The 19485-nt window shown below is 70.3% G+C and carries 16 protein-coding genes; 7 read left to right on the forward strand and 9 right to left on the reverse strand.

The window, feature by feature from the left end:
• Window positions 1–2 precede the first annotated feature (2 nt).
• Window positions 3–1694: a glycoside hydrolase family 43 protein gene (locus IO36_RS13330; protein WP_037619690.1), complete on the forward strand. Its 1692-nt coding sequence runs from the start codon at window positions 3–5 to the stop codon at window positions 1692–1694.
• A gap of 129 nt (window positions 1695–1823) precedes the next feature.
• Window positions 1824–2858: a LacI family DNA-binding transcriptional regulator gene (locus IO36_RS13335; protein WP_037619691.1), complete on the forward strand. Its 1035-nt coding sequence runs from the start codon at window positions 1824–1826 to the stop codon at window positions 2856–2858.
• A gap of 73 nt (window positions 2859–2931) precedes the next feature.
• Here IO36_RS13335 and IO36_RS13340 read toward each other — a convergent pair whose 3' ends face one another.
• Complete coding sequence (locus IO36_RS13340) at window positions 2932–5064, reverse strand: glycoside hydrolase family 6 protein (RefSeq protein ID WP_037619692.1); 2133 nt, start codon at window positions 5062–5064, stop codon at window positions 2932–2934.
• 745 nt (window positions 5065–5809) lie between these two features.
• Here IO36_RS13340 and IO36_RS13345 point away from each other — a divergent pair.
• Window positions 5810–7630 carry a cellulase family glycosylhydrolase gene (locus tag IO36_RS13345; protein ID WP_037619693.1) on the forward strand — a complete coding sequence of 607 codons (1821 nt, stop codon included), beginning with the start codon at window positions 5810–5812 and terminating at the stop codon, window positions 7628–7630.
• Window positions 7631–7842: 212 nt separating this feature from the next.
• Here IO36_RS13345 and IO36_RS13350 read toward each other — a convergent pair whose 3' ends face one another.
• The gene (locus IO36_RS13350; protein WP_158997328.1) at window positions 7843–9288 is read right to left on the reverse strand and encodes an endonuclease/exonuclease/phosphatase family protein; all 1446 of its coding nucleotides are present in this window, start codon (window positions 9286–9288) and stop codon (window positions 7843–7845) included.
• 290 nt (window positions 9289–9578) lie between these two features.
• Here IO36_RS13350 and IO36_RS13355 point away from each other — a divergent pair, with 290 nt between their 5' ends.
• Window positions 9579–10535 (forward strand): hypothetical protein, encoded by a 957-nt coding sequence (locus IO36_RS13355; protein WP_037619695.1) that lies wholly within the window; start codon window positions 9579–9581, stop codon window positions 10533–10535.
• 59 nt (window positions 10536–10594) lie between these two features.
• Here the strand turns inward: IO36_RS13355 and IO36_RS13360 are convergent, their stop codons facing one another.
• Window positions 10595–11023: a gas vesicle structural protein GvpA gene (locus IO36_RS13360; RefSeq protein ID WP_209441196.1), complete on the reverse strand. Its 429-nt coding sequence runs from the start codon at window positions 11021–11023 to the stop codon at window positions 10595–10597.
• A 284-nt stretch (window positions 11024–11307) separates the two neighbouring features.
• A complete protein-coding gene (locus IO36_RS13365) occupies window positions 11308–11904 on the reverse strand; it encodes a nucleotidyltransferase family protein (RefSeq protein ID WP_037619697.1) in 597 nt (198 codons plus the stop codon).
• 280 nt (window positions 11905–12184) lie between these two features.
• Here IO36_RS13365 and IO36_RS13370 point away from each other — a divergent pair, with 280 nt between their 5' ends.
• On the forward strand, window positions 12185–13387 hold the full coding sequence (locus IO36_RS13370) for a DNA topoisomerase subunit B (RefSeq protein WP_245173256.1): 1203 nt from the start codon (window positions 12185–12187) through the stop codon (window positions 13385–13387).
• Window positions 13384–13572 (forward strand): hypothetical protein, encoded by a 189-nt coding sequence (locus tag IO36_RS13375; protein ID WP_037619699.1) that lies wholly within the window; start codon window positions 13384–13386, stop codon window positions 13570–13572. The genes IO36_RS13370 and IO36_RS13375 overlap by 4 nt, the downstream gene beginning before the upstream one ends.
• A 153-nt stretch (window positions 13573–13725) precedes the next feature.
• Here IO36_RS13375 and IO36_RS13380 read toward each other — a convergent pair whose 3' ends face one another.
• The 5 genes from IO36_RS13380 to IO36_RS13400 form a co-directional block, all read right to left on the reverse strand.
• Complete coding sequence (locus IO36_RS13380; RefSeq protein ID WP_037619700.1) at window positions 13726–14274, reverse strand: hypothetical protein; 549 nt, start codon at window positions 14272–14274, stop codon at window positions 13726–13728.
• Between the two features lie 168 nt (window positions 14275–14442).
• On the reverse strand, window positions 14443–15108 hold the full coding sequence (locus tag IO36_RS13385) for a DUF305 domain-containing protein (protein ID WP_037619701.1): 666 nt from the start codon (window positions 15106–15108) through the stop codon (window positions 14443–14445).
• Window positions 15109–15211: 103 nt separating this feature from the next.
• On the reverse strand, window positions 15212–15625 hold the full coding sequence (locus tag IO36_RS13390; RefSeq protein ID WP_037619702.1) for a DUF6153 family protein: 414 nt from the start codon (window positions 15623–15625) through the stop codon (window positions 15212–15214).
• A 532-nt stretch (window positions 15626–16157) separates the two neighbouring features.
• Window positions 16158–16973, reverse strand: coding sequence for an endo alpha-1,4 polygalactosaminidase (locus IO36_RS13395; protein ID WP_037619703.1), 816 nt, complete (start codon window positions 16971–16973; stop codon window positions 16158–16160).
• Between the two features lie 173 nt (window positions 16974–17146).
• The gene (locus tag IO36_RS13400; protein ID WP_037619926.1) at window positions 17147–17800 is read right to left on the reverse strand and encodes a TetR/AcrR family transcriptional regulator; all 654 of its coding nucleotides are present in this window, start codon (window positions 17798–17800) and stop codon (window positions 17147–17149) included.
• Between the two features lie 159 nt (window positions 17801–17959).
• On the opposite strand from IO36_RS13400, the gene IO36_RS13405 reads away from it, so the two are divergent.
• Entirely contained in the window at window positions 17960–19432 is a 1473-nt protein-coding gene (locus tag IO36_RS13405; RefSeq protein ID WP_037619704.1) for an MFS transporter, read from the forward strand.
• Window positions 19433–19485: the final 53 nt, after the last annotated feature.

Consider the following 19485-nt stretch of genomic DNA (forward strand, 5'->3'; position numbering starts at 1 on the left):
GCATGACCGCCGCCCTACCCGCGACCGGACACCCCGTGCCGGTCCCCGACGACAGCCGGGCGCTGATCCGCAACCCGGTGCTCACCGGGTTCCACCCGGACCCCTCCCTGCTGAGGGTCGGCCCGGACTACTACCTCGCCACCTCGACCTTCGAGTGGCTCCCCGGCGTCACGCTCCACCACTCGCGCGACCTCGTGCACTGGGAGCCGCTGGGCGGCGCCCTGACCGAGGAGCGCCTGCTGGACCTGGTCGGCGTGCCCGACTCCGGGGGCGTGTGGGCCCCCTGTCTCTCCTTCGCGGACGGGCTCTTCCACCTCGTCTACTCCGATGTGAAGAGCCTGGCGGGCGCCTTCAAGGACGTGCACAACTACGTCGTGACCGCGCCCGCGCCCACCGGCCCCTGGTCGGACCCCGTCCCCGTCGCGGGGCACGGGTTCGATCCCTCGCTGTTCCACGACACCGGTCCGGACGGCACCGGACGCAGCTGGCTGCTGTGGCTCGAGTGGGACCACCGGCCCGGCCACGACCCGTTCGCGGGCATCCTCCTGCAGGAATGGGACCGTGCGGCGCGGGGCCTGCGGGGACCGGTCCACCGTGTCTTCACCGGCACTGGACTCGGCCGTACCGAAGGCCCGCACCTCTACCGGCGCGACGGCTGGTACTACCTGGTCACGGCCGAGGGCGGCACCTCCTGGGAACACGCGGTCACGGTCGCCCGCTCCCGTGACGTCACCGGTCCGTACACCCCCGACCCGGCCGGGCCCCTGCTCACGTCCGCCGGCGACGAACACCTCGCGCTGCAGAAGGCCGGGCACGGCAGCCTCGTCGAGACTCCCGACGGCGACTGGTACCTCGCGCACCTGACCGCGCGTCCCCTCACCCCGCTCGGGGCCTGCGTCCTGGGCCGCGAGACCGCGATCCAGAAGGTGCGCTGGACGGACGAGGGCTGGCCGGTCGTCGAGGGCGACGCCGGTGCCGGGCGCCCCGCCGTGCACGTGCCCGCACCTGTTTCCCCGGCGCGCCCCGCGACGGTCCCGGGCGTGCCGCGGGCAGCGTCCCCGGCCGGCCTCCCGGGTCCCGAGTGGATGACCCTGCGCCGCCACCCGGACCCCCGCTGGCTGACGTCCGCCCCGCGGTCCGGCGGACTGCGCCTCTACGGGGAGGAGTCGCTCTCCTCCCGGCACCGCCAGAGCCTGGTGGCGCGCCGGCAGCAGCACGAGCGCTTCCGGTTCGAGACCACCGTCTCGTTCGCCCCCGCCGCGCCGCAGCAGATGGCCGGCCTCGTCCACTTCTACAATGCCGGTCTGTGGCACTACGCGCACATCACCCGGGACCAACGGCTCGGCCGGGTGCTCCGGCAGGCCGTGTGCGACCACGGCCGCTACAGCGAGACCGCCGCCCCCGTGCCCGTACCGGACGAGGGGCCCCTGCGACTGCGCCTCACCGGACTCGGCGGTGAGGCCGCCTTCTCCTGGTGGGACGCGCGGACGGACACCTGGTCCCCCCTCGGCCCGGCCCTCGACGCCACGCGGCTGTCGGACGAGCACGCCACGGTCGGCGACGCGGACGGGCACTTCAGCAGCTGGGGCTTCACGGGCGCGTTCGTCGGGCTGTGCGCCCAGGACCTCACCGGCGCCCGCCTCCCCGCGGACTTCACGGACCTGCGCTACCAGGGGTGCGACGACGAACGGTGAGCACGAGCGGGCCTTGGTGCCCGACGCACGGGGGCCGGGTCGTCCGGCGCGGCCCCCGCCTTAGGCTGACCGGCAGGGGACGGGTCGCGCGGGCCGCGCGGCCGGACGCGGAAGGGGCACACAGGGCGCATGAGCAGTCAGCCGGGGGCCAAGGTGACGATCGGAACCATCGCCGCCGAGGCCGGTGTCTCCACCGCCACCGTCTCGAAGGTCCTCAACGGGCGCAGCGACGTGTCGGCCGCCACCCGTGAACGCGTCCAGGAGATCGTGGCGCGACGTCACTACCAGCGGCGCGGCGGCCGTCGCCGCGGTGGCATCGTCGACCTCGTCCTGAACGAACTCGACAGCCTGTGGTCCATCGAGATCATCCGGGGCGCCGAGGAGACCCTGAGGGCCGCGGGCGTCAGCATGGTCCTCTCCGCCGCGCACGGGAGCGGCGCGGGCACCAGCGCCTGGCTGGAGCAGCTGACCGCGCGCAGGTCGGACGGCGCCGTCCTCGTGGTCTCCGACCTCAACCTGCGCCAGCGTACGAAACTGACGTCGCTCGGGGTGCCGTTCGTCCTCGTCGACCCGGTGGGCACGGTGGAGGCCGGTGTGCCCACCATCGGTGCCACCAACTGGGCCGGTGCCGTCGCGGCCACCGAGCATCTGATCGGGCTCGGCCACCGACGGATCGCCCATCTCGCGGGCCCCCGGCAGCTGTTGTGCAGCAGGGCCCGTGCCGACGGCTTCCGCGCCGCCATGGAGGCCGCCGAACTCGACCTGCCGGAGGGGCAGGTGCGGTACGGGGAGTTCACCGACGCCTCGGGGCGCGCCGAGACCGACGCCCTGCTCGACGAGGCCGAGCGCACCGGACAGCCGCTGCCCACCGCTCTGTTCGCGGCCAGCGACCTCCAGGCCTTCGGCGCCTACACGGCGCTGCGGGCACGAGGGCTGCGCGTTCCGCACGACATCAGCGTCGTCGGCTTCGACGACGTCCCGATCGCCCGGTGGAGCGACCCGGCCCTGACCACCGTCCGCCAGCCGTTGCAGGCCATGGCCGCCATGGCGGCCCGGACCCTGCTGCGGCTGATCGACGGGGAGGACGTCGACCTGCCGCGGGTCGAACTCGCCACACAGCTCGTCATCCGCGACAGCTGCGCCGCACCACGTTGGGAGGACTGAGCGGACGCGTCCAGCACAGGCGGCGTGGGGCCGGGGCGTCGCCGCCCCGGCCCCCTGTGCGTTGCCGTCCGGTCTACGGCTCGGTGCCCCAGACCAGGGTGCCCGACACGTAGACGGTCACCTTGGCCGCGTCGGCGTAGGAGGTGCCGGCGCCGCGGCTGTAGTCGTCGGCCTCGTTGAAGTTCGACCAGTCCGACTTGGCCATGCGGAGCTGAAGGTCACCGCTGTCCGCCCCGGCCGCCAGGGAACCGGAGTTGAAGCCCACCTCCAGGTAGTGGTCCGCGCCCGTACGGCTCGGGGACACGGCGCCCACCGAGGTCTTCACCGTGGAGCAGCCGAGCTGCGCCCAGTCGCAGAAGGTCTGGTAGCCGGCGGAGGAGTCCCCGGTGAACCAGTAGCGGATGGTCACCTTGGACAGGTCGGCCGCGGCGGTACCGCCGTTGACCAGCTTGAGGCCGGGCTTGACCTGGTTGTCGGTGGTGGAGGAGTCGTTGTTCTTGTACTGGACCTTGAGACCCGTCGACCCTCCTCCTCCGCTGGACGCCTTGGTGGTGGCGGACACCGCCGTGGAGGCGGCCGAGACGTTGCCGGCGGCGTCCTTGGCCTTGACGGTGTAGCTGTACGTGGTGGAGGCGGCGAGCCCGCTGTCCGTGTAGGACGTACCGGTGGCGCTGCCGACCTTGGTGCCGTCGCGGTAGACGTCATACCCCGTGACGGCGGTGTTGTCCGTGGACGCGGTCCAGCTCAGCGCGACACTGCTGCTCGTCGTGGAGCCGACCGTGAGACCGCCGGGAACGGTGGGGGCCTGCGTGTCGCTTCCGCCGCCGCCACCCGATCCGCTCAGCGGCGGGTTGGCGTTGGCGAGCAGCTGACGGAACTGCGCGGAGAACCAGTGCCCGGCGAGCGGGGAGTTGGGCAGCGCTCCGGTGAGGTTGTTCCCGTTGCGTCCGTTCCCGGTGTACGTGGGGTCGCACATCCGGTCGAAGCCCTTGCCCTCGTCGTTGTCGACGGCTTGGCTGGCGCCGTCCGACTCACCCGGAGGCTTCGCCCACACGTAGGCGTCGATTCCGGTGTCGGGTGCGGTCGCCGGGCGTTCGCCGATGCCGGCCCCGCTCTGGTTGCACCAGTTTCCGGCGTGGATGCGGCGGTCGATGCGGCCGCCGTCCACATAGGCGTCGACGCTGGTCGTCGGGCCGGGGCCGGTGGGCCGGGCCGAACCGCCCCAGCCGTTGCGCGAGGTGTCGATCAGCATGCCGATGCCGGAGTCGAAGCCCTGGGCGACGAGCGCGGTGCGCAGGCCCTGGGCGTACGAGCTCTCGTCGTCGTACTGGTTCCAGTCGATCCACTTCGACTGCCGCACCGTCTGGCCGTTCACCGTGTCCGTCACCTTCACGTACGGCTCTTTGGTGGCGGAGTAGTTGGCGGTGTTGACGATGAAGCCCGTCACGTCGTTCACGGTGGCGCCGCTGGTGGTGGCCGCCTTCTTGAACTCCTGGGCCGCCGGGGTGAGGTTGCTGTCCCAGCCGAGCCAGCCGTGGTGGCCCGCGTCGATGTAGTTGTAGGTGTTGGGCAGCGCCCCGAGCGTGTGGAGGGCGTAGCCGACGCCCTTCTCGTAGTTGCCGTTCGCCTTCATCGTGGCGCACTGGGTCGTGGAGCCGGCGGTGCCGCCCGCGTTGGTCACGAGGTTGGGCAGCGAGTCGGGCTCGATGAGGTTGACGATCCGCAGGCTCGCGTAGGCGGGGTCGGCGAGGATCGCTGCGATCGGGTCGATGTAGCTGCTCTGGTAGGTGGCCAGGTCGTCGGCACCGAGTTCGCCGTTGGAGGCGAGGGCGGCGCAGTCCCGGCCGGGCAGGTCGTAGATGACCAGCTGGACGAGGTTGGCGCCCTGGGCCTTGGCCGCGTCGAGGTGGGCCTTCAGACCCCGGGCGTCGGCGGTGCCCTGGATCGCGGCCATCCGGTCGAGCCAGACGAAGGTGGGCTGGTCCGAGATGGCCGAACCGCCCGGCTCGGCCGCGGCCTTGGCCGACCAGTCGGGGTTCACGTACGCCTTGGCACCGACATAGGGATTGTCGAGCTTGGCGGCCGCGCTCGCGGTGGTCGGGAGGGCGGTTATGGACAGGGCGCCGAGCAGGGCGCCGACGGCCAGAGCGGCGGTCCGCTTCGGTCCGCCTCGGCGCACGGTGGGATCGGGTCTACGGGAAGGCATCGGCCATCTCCTGGGGAGAGCAGGCGAGTACGGGCGGTGTGCGGGTGCGCAGGCGGCCGTCCGGTGTGCCACGGCAGGGCACACCGGAGGGAAGCCCGCCGGACGGGCGTCGCGTTCAGGCATGCCGGAGGTGCGACCGCATGCGTCGCGCGACGTGGAGCTGGGGTCGCCGGGCGCGAGCGTGCTGCGGCGTCGTCCGGACATGGATCCGGACTTCTCGCCGCCTCGTGCGGACGGTGACCGGTCACCGAGGTGACGGCGGGACAGGGCAACTGCGGTGGGAGCGCTCCCAAACTGCGGCGTTCGGAGTGTGAATGTCAACACCCGTGCACGGAGTGTATTTCTGACGGCACATCACCCGATGACTTCAACGCATGGACCCACCGCGGCCCCACGCGTGCGGACCGGGCGGCGAGACACGGAGGACTCCGGAGAGATCCCCGGCGGCATCCGGCGAAGAAGCCGGGGGCAGGGCGAAACCCTCCTTGGCCAGAAGGGCATGGTTCTGGCCGAAACAGCGTGCACCCGTGGCCGACAAGGCTCGAAGGAACGCGATCCCCGCGCGAGGTATTGACGCGAACACGCTTAGTGGCTTCCATGTGCGCAGTCCGGCTTCGACGAGCCGGCCGCCGGGAGCGGGACACTCCCGGCGGTCCGCGGGAGCCGCCATGCCGGATGCCCATGATCCTGCCCGCCCGGAGACGCGCGCCCGCAAATGGGAGCGCTCCCACACGGAGAGGACCCCATGCGTCACCCACCCTCGTTCCGCGTCAGGCGTGCCCTGGTCGCGTGCCTCACCGCGGCCCTCGCGGCTCTCGTTCCCCTCACGCTGACGGTGCCCGCCCGGGCGGCCGTCGCCCCCTCACCCTCGTCGGCCGCGGCGGCCGCGGCCGGCGCCGGCTACTGGCACACCGACGGCCGCAAGCTCCTGGACGCGCAGAACCAGCCGGTGCGCATGGCGGGCATCAACTGGTTCGGGTTCGAGACGTCCAACTACGTGGCCCACGGCCTCTGGTCGCGCGACTACAAGTCGATGATCGACCAGATGAGGACCCTGGGCTACAACACCATCCGCCTGCCCTACAGCGACGACATCTTCAAGGGCACCCAGCCCAACGGCATCTCCTACGCCAACGGGATGAACGCCGACCTCCAGGGTCTCAACTCGCTCCAGGTGATGGACAAGCTCGTCGACTACGCGGGCTCGGTCGGTCTCAAGGTGGTGCTCGACCGCCACCGGCCCGACTCCTCGGCGCAGTCGGCGCTCTGGTACACCTCCGCCGTCCCCGAGACGACCTGGATCGCGGACCTCAAGACGCTGGCGGCCCGCTACCAGGGCAACAGCGCCGTGATCGGGATCGACCTGCACAACGAACCGCACGATCCGGCCTGCTGGGGATGCGGCGACACGAGCACCGACTGGCGGCTGGCCGCCGAACGGGCCGGCAACGCGGTCCTGTCCGTCAACTCCAGCCTGCTGATCTTCGTCGAGGGCGTCCAGACGGTCAACGGCGTGAGCGGCTGGTGGGGCGGGAACCTCGCCGGTGTCGCCAACGCGCCCGTGCGCCTGAACGTCGCCAACCGTCTGGTCTACTCGGCCCACGACTACGCCACCAGCGTCGCGCAGCAGTCCTGGTTCAGCGACCCGTCGTTCCCGGCGAACATGCCGGCCGTGTGGGACAAGTACTGGGGCTACATCTTCAAGCAGAACATCGCCCCCGTCTGGCTCGGCGAGTTCGGCACCACCCTGCAGTCGACGGTCGACCAGAAGTGGCTCGCCGCGCTCGTCGACTATCTGCGTCCCACCGGCACTTACGGGGCCGACAGCTTCAACTGGACCTTCTGGTCGTGGAATCCGAACTCCGGTGACACGGGAGGGATCCTCAAGGACGACTGGCAGACCGTGGACACCGTCAAGGACGGCTATCTCGCGTCCATCAAGGCGCCCGGTTTCACCGGTGGCGGGGGCGGCGGCGGGGACACGACCGCGCCCTCGGTGCCGACCGGGCTGGCCGTCACGGGCACCACGTCGTCGAGCGTCTCGCTGTCGTGGAAGGCGTCCACCGACGACACCGGAGTGGCCGGCTACGACGTGTACCGAGGTACGGCCAAGGCTGGCGCGGTCACGGGCACGTCCTTCACCGACTCGGGCCTCACCGCGGGGACCCGCTACGACTACACGGTGCGGGCCCGTGACGCGGCCGGCAACACCTCCGCGGCGTCGACGTCGGTCTCCGCGACGACCTCGGGCACCGGAGGCGGCTCCAGCGGATGCACGGCGACCTACAAGGTGAGCAGCGACTGGGGCGGCGGATTCAACGCCGACGTCACGGTCACCAACACCGGCTCCTCGACGACCAAGTCGTGGCAGGTCACCTGGGAATGGGCCGGCAGCCAGACCATCTCCGGGATGTGGAACGCCACGTACAGCCAGGTGGGCAAGACGGTGACCGCGAGCAACGCCGACCACAACGGCGCGATCGCGGCCGGCGCCTCGACCGGCTTCGGGTTCGGTGCGGCGCCGGGTGGCGCGGGCACACCGGTCCTGAGCTGCCGGGCGGGCTAGGGAAACCGTCCGGGCCGGCCGGGAAAACCGACCGGGCCGGACCGCGGGCCGCCGCCGCACGGGGCGGCGCCCGTACCGGCAGGACAGGAGCCACCTCCGCACGGATGGGCTCCCATCCCTGCAGCACCCCGTCCGCCTCCGAACGGGGCGGCGGACGGGGTCCGTCGTGGCCGGAGCTCACGAACTCCGGCCACGACGTCGGGACGTGACGGTCAGAACGTGACGGTCGCGTGGATGAGGCGGTGGTCCGAGAGGCCGGGGTCCACGACCTCGCAGCCGTAGGCCGGGCCGGCCGGGCCGAAGATGTAGTCGATCTTATTGTTCCCGTCGGTCGGAGCCCCCGTGTGCGGGGCGTCGGGGCCGGACTGACCGCATTCCTGACGGGAGGTGTAGAGGGGCGACAGCAAGGAGACGTCTCCGGTGGTCGTGTTCAGGTCCCCGCCGTAGAAGGGCGTGTAGCCGGCCGGGAATCCGTCCACGACGGCCCGGAACTGCTCGGCCTGCTGTCGGCGGGCCGTGCCGTCGGGGTCGTCGCCCTGCTGCACGCCGTCGACGAAGTAGGAGCCGCTGCTGAAGTGGGCGTTGCAGTAGACCGCCCCGTCGTCGGGAAGTGCCGCGCACAGGGCCGGCCGCTGCTCCTTGCGATCGGGCGAGGTGAGCGTGTACCCGCGGTACCAGGTGTTGGTGTCCTTGACCGCGAGGGCGATTCCGAACGCGCCCCGGTCGGTGCCGTCACTGTCCATGCAGTTCTTCTGGGCCTTCAGGGACGGGTCCACTGGGCGCCCCGCCGTGTAGTCGATCACCTGGTAGTAGGTGGGGGCGAACCGCACGTCCCAGCCCCCGCCGAGGCGGCTCTCCAGCTGGAGTTCGAGCGGCTTCACGGCCTTCTCGCAGATCTCCTGGAAGAAGACGGCCTCGGGCCGGTGGTTCAGGGAGCCGGCCAGGCCGGCGGCGACCTGGTCCCCGACCGTCTCACCGGACGCGAACTTGAGCTTGCACTCGGCGCTCTTGTTGTTGTTCGCGCACACGTTCCACGAGGCGATGTCGTGCCGGCCGGAAGCCGTCGCCGTCGGGACCGGCGGGTCGGTCGTGGCACCCGTGCCGCCGACCGGCTCGAAGGTGAAACGCTCCCAGCTTCCGACGGAGGTCGCGTAGGGGCGCAGCAGCCCGGCATCGTCCCCGGTGGCGTTGAAGCGGGCCGAGATGAAGAGGTCCGGGTTCGCGGCGGACTTCAGGGCGTATTCGTTTCCGCCCTGCGGGACGACGTAGAACCGTTCCCAGGAACCGGTGTTGGTTCCGCGGGCCCGCAGCATCCCTGCCTGGACGCCGGTGTAGCCGGCCTCCGAGGTCACGTACAGGCCGTTCTCCTCGTTGCGCAGGGAGACCGTCGTGCCGTAGCCGACCGAGTCGATGTTGTCGGTGTGGAGGGTGAACGTCTCGAGGCTGGTCCTCGACGTCGAGACCGCCCTGATTTTGCCCTTCTGGTCGCCGGAGTCGTTCACCTCCGTGGTCACGTACTTCCCGTTGACCTTGAGGGCCCAGCGCTGGCCGGTGGACGACGCGGGTGCCGAGGCGGCGAGCGCGGGCGTGGCGGGCAGGACCACCAGGCCGGCGAGGGCGGCGAACACCGCTGTGAGGAGCAGGAGGATTCTTCGCATGTTTCCTTGTTTCGACGACGACTTGGGCGGTGCCCGATCACCGCGGCCGGGGGACGCGGTCCGTCCCGCGACAAGTGCGAGGCGTAGGGCGACCGACGGGGATCGGGAGGTCCACCGCGTCAGACGTGGTTCGGCGCCGCACGGTTGTACGGAGGGACCGCCAGAAAGGATCTTCGTTGTCCACCGCTCGCTCACGACGGCCGGAGCACCTTGGCTTGATTCAACTGCGTTGTCTACGAGGTCGGTTCAGCTGATCCATTACGCTCACGAGCACATCGGGGGAGGACAGAATGGACACTGCGCCGGCAGAACCGGCGGCCGTGGCACGGTCGCGGCACGCGAAGCGCGCGGCGCGGGCTGCCGGAGTCGGACTCGCGGCTGCGGCCTGTTCCCTGCTCGCGACGTGGCTGCTGCTGGACTCCAGCGCCTGCCGGAACGCCCCGGAGTACGGCTGCTTCGTCTACGTCCTCGCGTGGTCCTACGTCCTGCCCTTCCTCGTCTTCCTGTTCACCTGGCCCGCCCTGCGCCTCGTCAACGTCCGGCCGGCCTGGCTCACCGCTCTGCTCGGCACCGGCATCGCCTGGTACCTGGCCCGGAACATCACAACGCTGCAGTGGCTCCCGGGCGGCACGCAGTACCTCCAACCCGCCCTGCCTGTCGCGGTGTTCGCCCTCGCCGCCTGGTTCACCCAGTCCCGGAGACCGCTGTGGTCGCGAGGGGCCGTGGCCCTCGCCCTGGTCCTGCTGATGCCGCTCGACTCGTTCGCCACCACGCGGCACGATCACAGCCGCCAGGACGCGGAGCTGACCGCCGTGCGTGTCCCCCTGCTCGGCCCTCGCGTGCCCACGGGCTACCACCTCGACGGCGTCGGCGCGCAGAAATCGGCGGCCGATGACGACCGCACCTTCTACTACCGGATCACGCCCGACGACCTCAGTGGCGAGGACACCATGGACGACCTCAAACGAGAGATCCAGGTGACCGTCGGCCCCGTGCAGCCGGGCTTCACCCCGCCCTCCCACTGCGCCGCGCTCACGAGCGTCTACCCGGTGCCCTCCCCCGCCTGCACACCGGTGGCTCCCGGCGTGTGGCGGTGGTCGAGGTACGACTACGTCGAGTACTTCACCCGGGTCGGGGACACGGTCGCGGTCGTCCAGGCCAGGACTCCGCCGGTCGGCGAGGGTCTCCTGCGCAGGCTCGCCGGCAGCATGCGCGTGCGCTCACCGTCGTATTTCACGGGTGGCTGAGCGGCTTGCCCGAAGGGTGGGCCGGAGCCACTTGTCCGCCGGTGATCGCCGAACGGGATTCAGTCGCGCCGGGTGGAGCGCCTGGCCGGTCTCCGTCGTGGTTCGGCCTTGCTCTCGTCGCCCTCCTGGCCCGTGACGTCACGGATCGTCTCGGTGACCGCCTCGACGGCACCGCTGAGCGCGCCCTTGGACTTGCCGCGCGCCGCCGATTCCACACTGTCGCCGACGAGGTCGGTCAGCTTCGCCGGTGCCTTCCGGCCGGATTCCAGGTCGAGCCGGTTGCACGCCTCGGCGAAGCGCAAGTACGTGTCGACGCTCGCCACGACGATCCGGATGTCGATCTTCAGGATCTCGATGCCCACGAGGGACACGCGGATGAAGACGTCGATCACGAGACCGCGGTCGAGGATGAGTTCCAGAACGTCGTAGAGACTGCTGGATCCGCCACCCCGGGCGACCCCGGCACCACTCTGCGGCACCATGGTCATGGTGCCTCCCTTCACCGGCTGTGACCTCTCGGCGCCGGTCGTTTCGTGCACGCCTCTACAGGCGCTCCGCCTTCCGAAGCCACCAGGTCACCCTTCCTCTCCAGGGGTGCCCGTCAGCCCGCGGTGGCACCGGGCACGCGCTGCAGCCCCCGAGAACCACCGGATCCGCAGCTCAACCGGGTTCCGGGGCATTGACCGCACGTGGCGTTTCCGTAGGTTCGTACAGTGGGATCCCTCGCTCCTCCCGAGGCCACCACGGCCCCTGCCGGGACATGACCGGTGCCTCAGTTCGGCCAGGGCAGGACGGTGAGCTCCGGCCACTCGCTCTTCCAACGGGCCGCCTTGGTCTCGTAGACCTCTCGTGGGGCGAGGACCGGGTTGGGTCGTACGACGAGGTTGAACACGTCGGAGAGTCCGTGGGGCGCGTAGACGCGCCAGCCGCCGTCGGGCGCCAGCCGGACACCCAGACAGCACGTCGTCGCGGCGAAGCGGTCGATCGCGGCTTCCGTGGACGTGTGCGGCGGACACGGCACGCCGAACTTCTGCTCGTACCAGAGGTGGACGCGCGCTTCGTTGCGGATCTCCACTTCGGCCGGCAGGTCGGCGAACACGGCCCGGCCTGCCTTGATCACGGCGTCCTCGGCGTCCCAGGAGAGATCGCCGTCGTCGAAGTAGAAGAGGTCGTAGTCCTTGATGGCGTTGGCCGCCGGTCTGCCGGTGGCCACGTTCCACACGGTCTGGAAGAGGCAGCCCGCCGTCACGTACCAGCCGGGCAAATCCAGCGTGGCCGCCCGGGCCATGACATCGGTGAGGATCTCGTTCTGCGAGAGCATGGATCGCAAGCCGTCGAGTTGCTCGCTGAGAGGAAGTCGGCCCAACATGTGCCCTGCCTATCACGATCGGCCGGCACGGCGGACAGCACCGACTCCGTTGCCTGCAAGGTGAATTGGTGGCCTGAGGGCTCCCGGAAAAGGGGCCGTGCGCGGGCTCGGCGGGACCGTGGCCGCATTCCGACGGCGGGGTGCGCACCCTCGGCCGGACGTCGCCGGAACGTCGCCCGGAAGCCAACCGAAGCCCTCGCCACACCACCTCTGACCTGGCGTTTTCTGGAGATTCGCCTAACCTGAGGCGTGTTGACGGGCTCGGTCCGAGGGGGACATCGTGACGCAGGAAGAGACCACGTACGACGCCAGCCACATCGAGGTAGTGGTGGGGTGGGAAGCGGTTCGGAGGCGGCCCGGTATGTATGTCGGCTCGACAGGTGAACGCGGCCTGAACCAGCTGGTGTTCGAGGTGGCTGATCGGGCGGTGAACATCGCCGTGGCGCGCCGATCCGGCTCCGTCGACATCACCCTCCTGCCCGACGGCGGTGTGTCGGTCGCCGACGACGGGCCGGGCGTTCCCTTCGGCGGACCGGAGGACGCGGACGGTCCGGGGATCGAGGCCCTGCTCACCCTGATGGGGACCGGGGCGGGGAGCGACGACCGCCATGACGTGACGCTCGGCTTCTGCGGCCTCGGCCCCAGCGTCGTCAACGCCCTGTCCCGTCGGATGACGGCCGAGGTACGGCACGAGGGAGTCCGCTGGGTCCAGGAGTACGCACGTGGTCAGGCCGTCACCCCGCTCACGGAGGCGGGAGCGGCGGCGGGGACCGGGAGCGTCATCGCCTTCTGGCCCGACGCCGACATCTTCGGAACCGCGCAGTTCTCCTTCGAGAGCCTGGCGGAGCGCTTCAGGGAACTGGCCTTCCTGAACCGGGGTCTGGAGGTGTCGCTGGCCGACCTGAGGCGCGCGGACGCGCCCCGTTCGCTCCGGTTCAGTTTCCCGGGCGGGGCCCGCGACCTCGTCGACCTCCTCGACGGCGGTCGCCCGCCGGGGCCCGCGACCACGGACATCGTCTCCTTCGAGCACGAGGACCCGCGGATGGCGGGCGTGATGGAGGTGGCGTTCCACTGGTCCGACTCCCCCGAGGAGCGGATCCGGACCTTCGCCAACAGTCGGTCGACGATCGGCGGTACGCACGAGCTGGGCTTCCACGAAGGGGTCGCGGCCGCGGTCACCGCGTTCGCGCGCGAGCGGCGGCTGCTCGCGGCAACGGAGCCCGACCTCGACACCGAGCGGACGATCGCGGGTCTGACGGCGGTCGTGTCCGTGAAAGTGGACCGTCCGGAGTTCGAGGGTGCCACGCACAGGGTGCTGGGCAACCCCGAGGTGCGCACCTGCCTCCGACAGACGGTACGGGACCACCTCGGCAGATGTTTGAGCGAACACCCCGAGCAGGCCACGGCCGTCATCAGGTCGTGTTCTGCGGACCGGCCTGCTTTGCTGACTGGAACCACCAACAGCGAGAGGGGCGGCGTGTGAGCAAACGGCGGTACGTGGCGCGCGGGGTGCCGGGCGGATACCGGATCTGGGACAACAAGGGCCGGCGCTGGTGGGGAGACCTCTACGAACTCTGCCCCGACGATCTGCTGACAGAGCTGAACAGCCGTGCCGACCCGGAAAGGATCTCCATACTCCTGAGGCGCTACCGGGCGCTGAAGCGGTAGCCGTCGTTCGTTCCTTTGCCGTGGTCGACCGACCGGGGAACAGTGGTTGCCGGCGGGCACCAGCCATGACACCGGACTCTCCCTCGCCGCCATATCGATGTGGCCCCGAGAGCGCCGCCGACGTGGGGCGCGCCATGCGTACCCCCGATGCCGCTAGCGACCGTTCGCGAGGGTGATGTCGGCGCCCTGGATGGTCTCTCGGGCCGTCTTCACGAACGCGAGGACGGCTTGCCAGAACGGGTCGTAGGCGTCGCTGAACCGCTGTCCCGCGTCGGCCTCGCCTCGGATCATGGCTTCAAGGGCCCGGTAGTTGGCCGAGGTCGCGCGCCTGAGTCGATCCGCTGCCGTGGCCACTTCCTGCGGCCCTTCCAGTTCCACCACCCACACGCGATGCCGCAGTACGGCGTACTCGTCGCGGAGCCTGAGCCGCAGATCGCGGAGGAGGCGGAGCCGGTCGCGATCGTCGGTGCCCTCCTGGGCGTCGGTGACCTTCCAGTAGAGGTCCGCCATGTGCTGCGCCTGTTCGATGACGTCCACGTACGCGGTGCGACGCGCCGACCTCGTACGGTCCGCCTGCTGGCTGCTCGCGGCCAACTGCGCCTGTATGCGGGCCGCGCCGGCCGTCCCCCGGCTGGTCACCCAACTCGCGACGACGGCTGTTCCCGCCGTGAGTACTCCGACCCACAGTGTGTTGTCGATCATCCCCACATTGTCGGTGGACAGCCCACCCGGACGACCCGTTTTCGGCACACACATCGAACCGACGCCGAGCGAGGGACGCCAAGGCGCAGTACGGACATGGCTGTTGTCGCGGCTGTCGGCATCGGGCCGGGACCTCGAGGTCGTCCGGGCCCGATGCCGCGTGGTCGGCTAGCGGCCGAGAAGCTTGTCCATCCCGGTGATCTCGGAGGACTGCGAGGTGACGATCGACGTGGCCATCGTCGTGGCGGGACCGTACGCGCCCTTGGCCCGTTCGGTCTTCGCCATGGCGATCGCACCTTGATGATGGCTGACCATCATCCGCAGGAACGCCTTGTCGAAGGCGTCACCGGACAGGTTCTTGAGCTTTGCCATGTCGTCGCCGGACATCATGCCGGGCATCGAGGAGCCGGAGTGGTCCATGCCGGGCATGCTCTCCATGCCCGTCATGTCGGCGTCCGGGACCTTCGCGTCCCAGGCCTTCAGCCAGCCGGACATGGTGTTGATCTCCGGGTCCTGCGCCCGCTCGATCTTGTCGGCCAGGTCCTTCACCTGCTGGGACTTCGCCCGTGTGGCGGCCAGGCCCGCCATGGCCACGGCCTGCCGGTGGTGCGGGATCATCCCCTGGGCGAACGACACGTCCTGCGCGTTGTGGCTGCCCTTGGCGGCGGAAGCAGTGCCCGAGGAACCGGCGGTGGACGTCGCCTCCGTGTCGTGGCCCGTGTGCCTCGACGACGAGGACGAATCGCTGCTGCCGCAGCCGGCCAGCACCACCGCCGCGGTGACAGTGGCGGACAGGATCACGGTTCGGCGGGAAAGGGAACGGCGAGATGTCATGAGAGGTGCAACCCCTTGAAGTGCCCGCGCCCATGCGCGGGAGAAACGGATTCATGCAGGCCGGAGCACGCCACCCCGTCAGGAGGGCGTCGTGCGGGAGCCTCTAGATCCGCAGGAGCTGCAATTCGGAGAGATCGGGCGGTGCGCGGCCGTCGACCGGCCCGGGAGCCGGGCCGCCACCGACGGTGGCCGCAGGTTTGGCATGCGCGGTCACGCCGGGCATCAGCGCGGGCGGCACGTAAGCGGTGGACGTACCGCCCGCCGCGCATGTCCCGCCGACGTGGTCCATGCCCATGCCGCTGTCGCCCGCGTCGGTCAGATGCCGGCAGTCCGCTCCCTCAGCGTGGACGGGCGCCGAGCGCTCTCCGGTCGTCATCACCATGTCGTGCCTGCCCGCGGCCGGCATGCCGGCGGGGGACAGCGCGTGCATGCCCAGCACCCCTGCCACCAGGGCCAGGACGAGCCACATCCAGCGCGCGGAACTCCCCTTGGAGCCGGTGCGGACGCTGGATTTCATGGGCCCATCCTAGGAGGCTCCCGCCGCATGTCGCGGCCGGACACTCCGCGAAGTGCCCCATCCCACATCGGCCCTCGCACTCGACTTGCACACATGAAGTCCGCCCATGAGTGCGCACCATGACTGTGCATCACCTGTGCGGCCGTGTGAGATCCTTCCGTCCGCGGACCTGTCGCCGCAGCAGACGGCGAATCCCTTGGGCACCCTGACCTGTGCCCGGCACCGGTGTGCGCCGTCCCCGCGGTGGAGGCCCCGCTGCTCACCGATGAGCCCGAACCGAACTGATCCCAGGGGGAATTGATGAACTCTGCGGAGCAACGCGGGCACGCTCTGCGTCGGGCCGAACACGACCACCGTGATGAGCCCTGGCCTGACTCTCAGCGGCGTCCGCATCTCGAGCAACTCGTCCTGCTGACCCGCACCGGACGATGACCACCGGACCGGCCTGTGGCAACCGCTCACCACAGGCCGGAACCGGCTCACGTCGGCCTGCGGCCCAGAGCCGGGGCGGACGGGAATTGTCTGACAGGACCTAGCAGGTCTTGCGTACGTAGCCGCTGGTGCCCGCCGGTTTGACGTCCACGTCGCGCTGGACGATGCTCAGCTTGGTGCCCCAGCCGTTGCAGGCCTTCGACCTGCCGGAGTTGGTGTACTCGATCACGATCACGTTGTTCCCGAACGCGCTCGTGTAGTCGCCGCACTCGTCGTACTGGCCGCACTCCTCGGCCACGGCGAAGTCCAGGCCGTTGGCGGTGTGGTTGCCCGCCAGTTCGGGCGTGTTCTTCTGGGCGATGGCCAGGCCGTCCGTGTGGGCGCGGGCGGAGAGCAGCTTGATGAAGGCCTGTGCGTTGGCGGCTGTCAGGCGGTTCCCGGAGCGGGTGTAGCTGTCGTAGTTGTCGGGCTCGACCGCCTGGAAGCCCTTGGACCTGCAGGTGTCGATCACGCTTCCGATCCTGGCGGCGATCCGCTGCCGCTTGCCGTCGGTGCCGATGTCGAGGAAGGCCTCGCCCCAGTCCTCGTCGTAGACGACCTTGCCGGACGCGTCCCGCAGCAGCAGGTCGGAGTCCCACTGGCTCTCCGCGCCCGGCTGGGCCTGGAAGGCGTTGACGTAGCAGATGTTGTACAGGCCCGCCGCGGGCGAGGCCTCGTTGTCCCGGGTGACGACCTTGACTCCGGCCGGCGGGGTGTAGGCGCCGCCGATCTGATAGTCGAAGCCGACGTGCGCGGGCGGCAGCGTCACGGCCGCGGCCTGCGCGGAGGCCGTAGGGGCGACCAGGGCGCCGACGAGCGCCGCGGCGCCGATGACGGTGCCCATGAGCGTGGGGGATGTGGTCCGGAAAAGGCTCATGTGGATGAGCTCCCAGGGGGAAGAGGGCACGTCCCCGCCTCGGACGCGTCAAGGCGTCCTGGCGACTCGGGCCGGACTCGAGGCGCGAGGCCCGCATACCGGCTGGGCGTGTCTCTGAACACGGAGCACGGCTCCGGTGTCGTCGGGGAGTAAAGCGACTGCCCGCGACGATGTCAAGGTCGGGTGCCCGCCTGCAGACGGAGGCCCGTGAGGGTCAGTTCCAGGGCGGAGCGGAACTGGTCGACGTCGTCGTGGCCGTCGAACTCGTCGACGATCTCGTGCACGAAGGGGTACTCCTCGGGGTCGAGCTCCCGCCATGCCTGGGCGAAGCGGCCGAGGAATTCCTCGCGGCTCACGGCGCCGTCGAGGATCTCGGCGGGCGGCTCCTGGCCCATGTCGACGGCGGAGCCGACGACGACGCCCACGATCGCGGACACGGCGTGGAAGCGCTGGTGCGCGGTGAGGTCCAGGCGGAGGGTCTGCTGGCCGAGCCTCTCGTACAGCCGCAGCGAATTGCTCTGGGCCTCGGTGTTGCGCATGAAGTAGGCGCCCAGCCAGGGCCGGTCCACGATCGCGTCGAACAGCGTCACGGCCATGGCGCGGAGGTCGTCGATCGGGTCGTCGCTGCCGGGAAGCCGCTCGACGTCGGCCAGCACCGCGCCGATCACATGGTCGGTGGCGCGGTCGAGCAGCTCCTCCTTGCTGTCCACGTACCAGTAGATGCTGGCGACGCCACCGCCGAGGCGCTGCGCGAGCGCCCGGAACGTCAGCGCCGGTGCCCCCGCCTCGTCGAGCAGGGCCACCGCCTCGGTGAGCACGGACTCCATCGAGTGCGAGGCCCGTCGGCGTCCCCCGGTGGCGCGGTTCTGCAGGCGTGTCATGGCGTCCTTCCCACCGTTCTTGCGTCGTATCGAACGTTGTTCTATCGTAGCTCATCGTACGCCGTTCGATAACCGTACGACGTTCGATAGGAAGGACTGATTGCCATGACCACCGCCACCCTTCAAACCCCCACCTCACGCACTTATCCGTCGCTCCGGGCGGCCTGGATTCCCCTGGCCGCGCTGTGTCTGGCCTTCTTCGTCGAGATGGTCGACAACACGTTGCTGTCGATCGCGCTGCCCACGATCGGGCGGGACCTCGGCGGCGGGACGACCGCGCTGCAATGGGTCACCGGGGCGTATTCGCTGACCTTCGGTGGACTGCTGCTCACCGCCGGTTCACTGGCCGACCGGCTCGGCCGCCGCCGGGTGCTGTTGATCGGACTCGCCGCGTTCGGCTCGGTGAGCCTGTGCGTCGTCCTCGTCAGTACGGCGGGCGAGCTCATAGCCCTGCGGGCCGTGCTCGGCATCGCCGCCGCCGCGATGGCGCCGATCACCAATTCCCTGGTCTTCCGCCTCTTCGACGACTCGGCCCTGCGGATGCGCGCCATGACCGTGATGATCGTCGTCGGCATGTCCGGCTTCGTCCTCGGACCGCTGCTCGGCGGCACCGCGCTGGCCCACGTGGGCTGGGAGTGGCTGCTGGTCGTCAACGCCCCGATCGCGCTGATCGCGTGCATCGGCGTACGGCTCGGTGTCCCGGCAGACCGGCCCGAGGACCTGACCTCCGACAGGCTCGACCTCCCCGGAGCCGTCCTGAGCGTCGGCGCCATCGGCCTCGCCTGCTACTCGCTGACCAGCGGAGTCGAGCACGGCTGGCTCTCCACGACCACCCTCGCGTCGATCATCGGCGCCGTCGTGGCCTCCGTCGCGTTTGTGTGGCACGAGCGCCGCAGTGCGGCACCCATGCTGGATCTGCGCCTCTTCTCCAACGGCACCGTCCGTGGCGCGGCCCTCGCCCAGATCGGGACGTCGATCGCGATGGCCAGCGTGATGTTCGGTCTGATCCTCCACTTCCAGTACGCCTACGGCTGGAGCCCGGTGCGGGCCGGCCTGGCCAATCTGCCGATGATCGTGACCATGCTGCTCGCCACTCCCCTGTCCGAGTGGCTCGCGCGCCGCTTCGGTCACCGCATCGCCTGCCTGGTCGGCGCGGCCTGCCTGGCCGGCGCGCTGGCCGGTCTCTCCTGGGGCGTCGACCACGGGTACGCCGTCATCGCCGCCTGCATGGTGCTGATGACCATCGGACTGCGCACCGTGATGACGATCTGCGCGGTCGCCCTCGTCGGCGCGATGCCGAGCAACCGCACCTCGATCGGCGCCGCCCTCAACGACACCGCCCAGGAGGTCGGCTCCAGCGTCGGCACCGCCGTGGTCGGCACCCTGATCGCCGCCCTGGTCACGTCCCAGCTCCCGGCCGGCACCTGGACCGGCGACCTGGTCGCGTCGTTCTTCCACGGTGAACGGATCATCTACGCCCTGCTGGCCGTCCTCGTCGGACTGATCACGGCCGGCGGCGCACTGAGCCTCACGAACTCCCACAGCGTCGAGGAACACCCGGTCGAGGAGGCCGCCTGAGGACACCGGAGCCTGTCCCCGCACGGCCACGGCCACGTAAGTCGCTTCGTCGC

This window comes from Streptomyces aureus (assembly GCF_000725495.1).
GTDB lineage: Bacteria > Actinomycetota > Actinomycetes > Streptomycetales > Streptomycetaceae > Streptomyces > Streptomyces aureus_B.

Bases quoted from the DNA above. Each gene is read 5' to 3' on its own strand.
- IO36_RS13330 (WP_037619690.1), top strand. From the start codon at position 3: ATGACCGCCGCCCTACCCGCGACCGGACACCCCGTGCCGGTCCCCGAC.
- IO36_RS13335 (WP_037619691.1), top strand. From the start codon at position 1,824: ATGAGCAGTCAGCCGGGGGCCAAGGTGACGATCGGAACCATCGCCGCC.
- IO36_RS13340 (WP_037619692.1), bottom strand. From the start codon at position 5,064: ATGCCTTCCCGTAGACCCGATCCCACCGTGCGCCGAGGCGGACCGAAG.
- IO36_RS13345 (WP_037619693.1), top strand. From the start codon at position 5,810: ATGCGTCACCCACCCTCGTTCCGCGTCAGGCGTGCCCTGGTCGCGTGC.
- IO36_RS13350 (WP_158997328.1), bottom strand. From the start codon at position 9,288: ATGCGAAGAATCCTCCTGCTCCTCACAGCGGTGTTCGCCGCCCTCGCC.
- IO36_RS13355 (WP_037619695.1), top strand. From the start codon at position 9,579: ATGGACACTGCGCCGGCAGAACCGGCGGCCGTGGCACGGTCGCGGCAC.
- IO36_RS13360 (WP_209441196.1), bottom strand. From the start codon at position 11,023: ATGACCATGGTGCCGCAGAGTGGTGCCGGGGTCGCCCGGGGTGGCGGA.
- IO36_RS13365 (WP_037619697.1), bottom strand. From the start codon at position 11,904: ATGTTGGGCCGACTTCCTCTCAGCGAGCAACTCGACGGCTTGCGATCC.
- IO36_RS13380 (WP_037619700.1), bottom strand. From the start codon at position 14,274: ATGATCGACAACACACTGTGGGTCGGAGTACTCACGGCGGGAACAGCC.
- IO36_RS13385 (WP_037619701.1), bottom strand. From the start codon at position 15,108: ATGACATCTCGCCGTTCCCTTTCCCGCCGAACCGTGATCCTGTCCGCC.
- IO36_RS13390 (WP_037619702.1), bottom strand. From the start codon at position 15,625: ATGAAATCCAGCGTCCGCACCGGCTCCAAGGGGAGTTCCGCGCGCTGG.
- IO36_RS13395 (WP_037619703.1), bottom strand. From the start codon at position 16,973: ATGAGCCTTTTCCGGACCACATCCCCCACGCTCATGGGCACCGTCATC.
- IO36_RS13400 (WP_037619926.1), bottom strand. From the start codon at position 17,800: ATGGAGTCCGTGCTCACCGAGGCGGTGGCCCTGCTCGACGAGGCGGGG.
- IO36_RS13405 (WP_037619704.1), top strand. From the start codon at position 17,960: ATGACCACCGCCACCCTTCAAACCCCCACCTCACGCACTTATCCGTCG.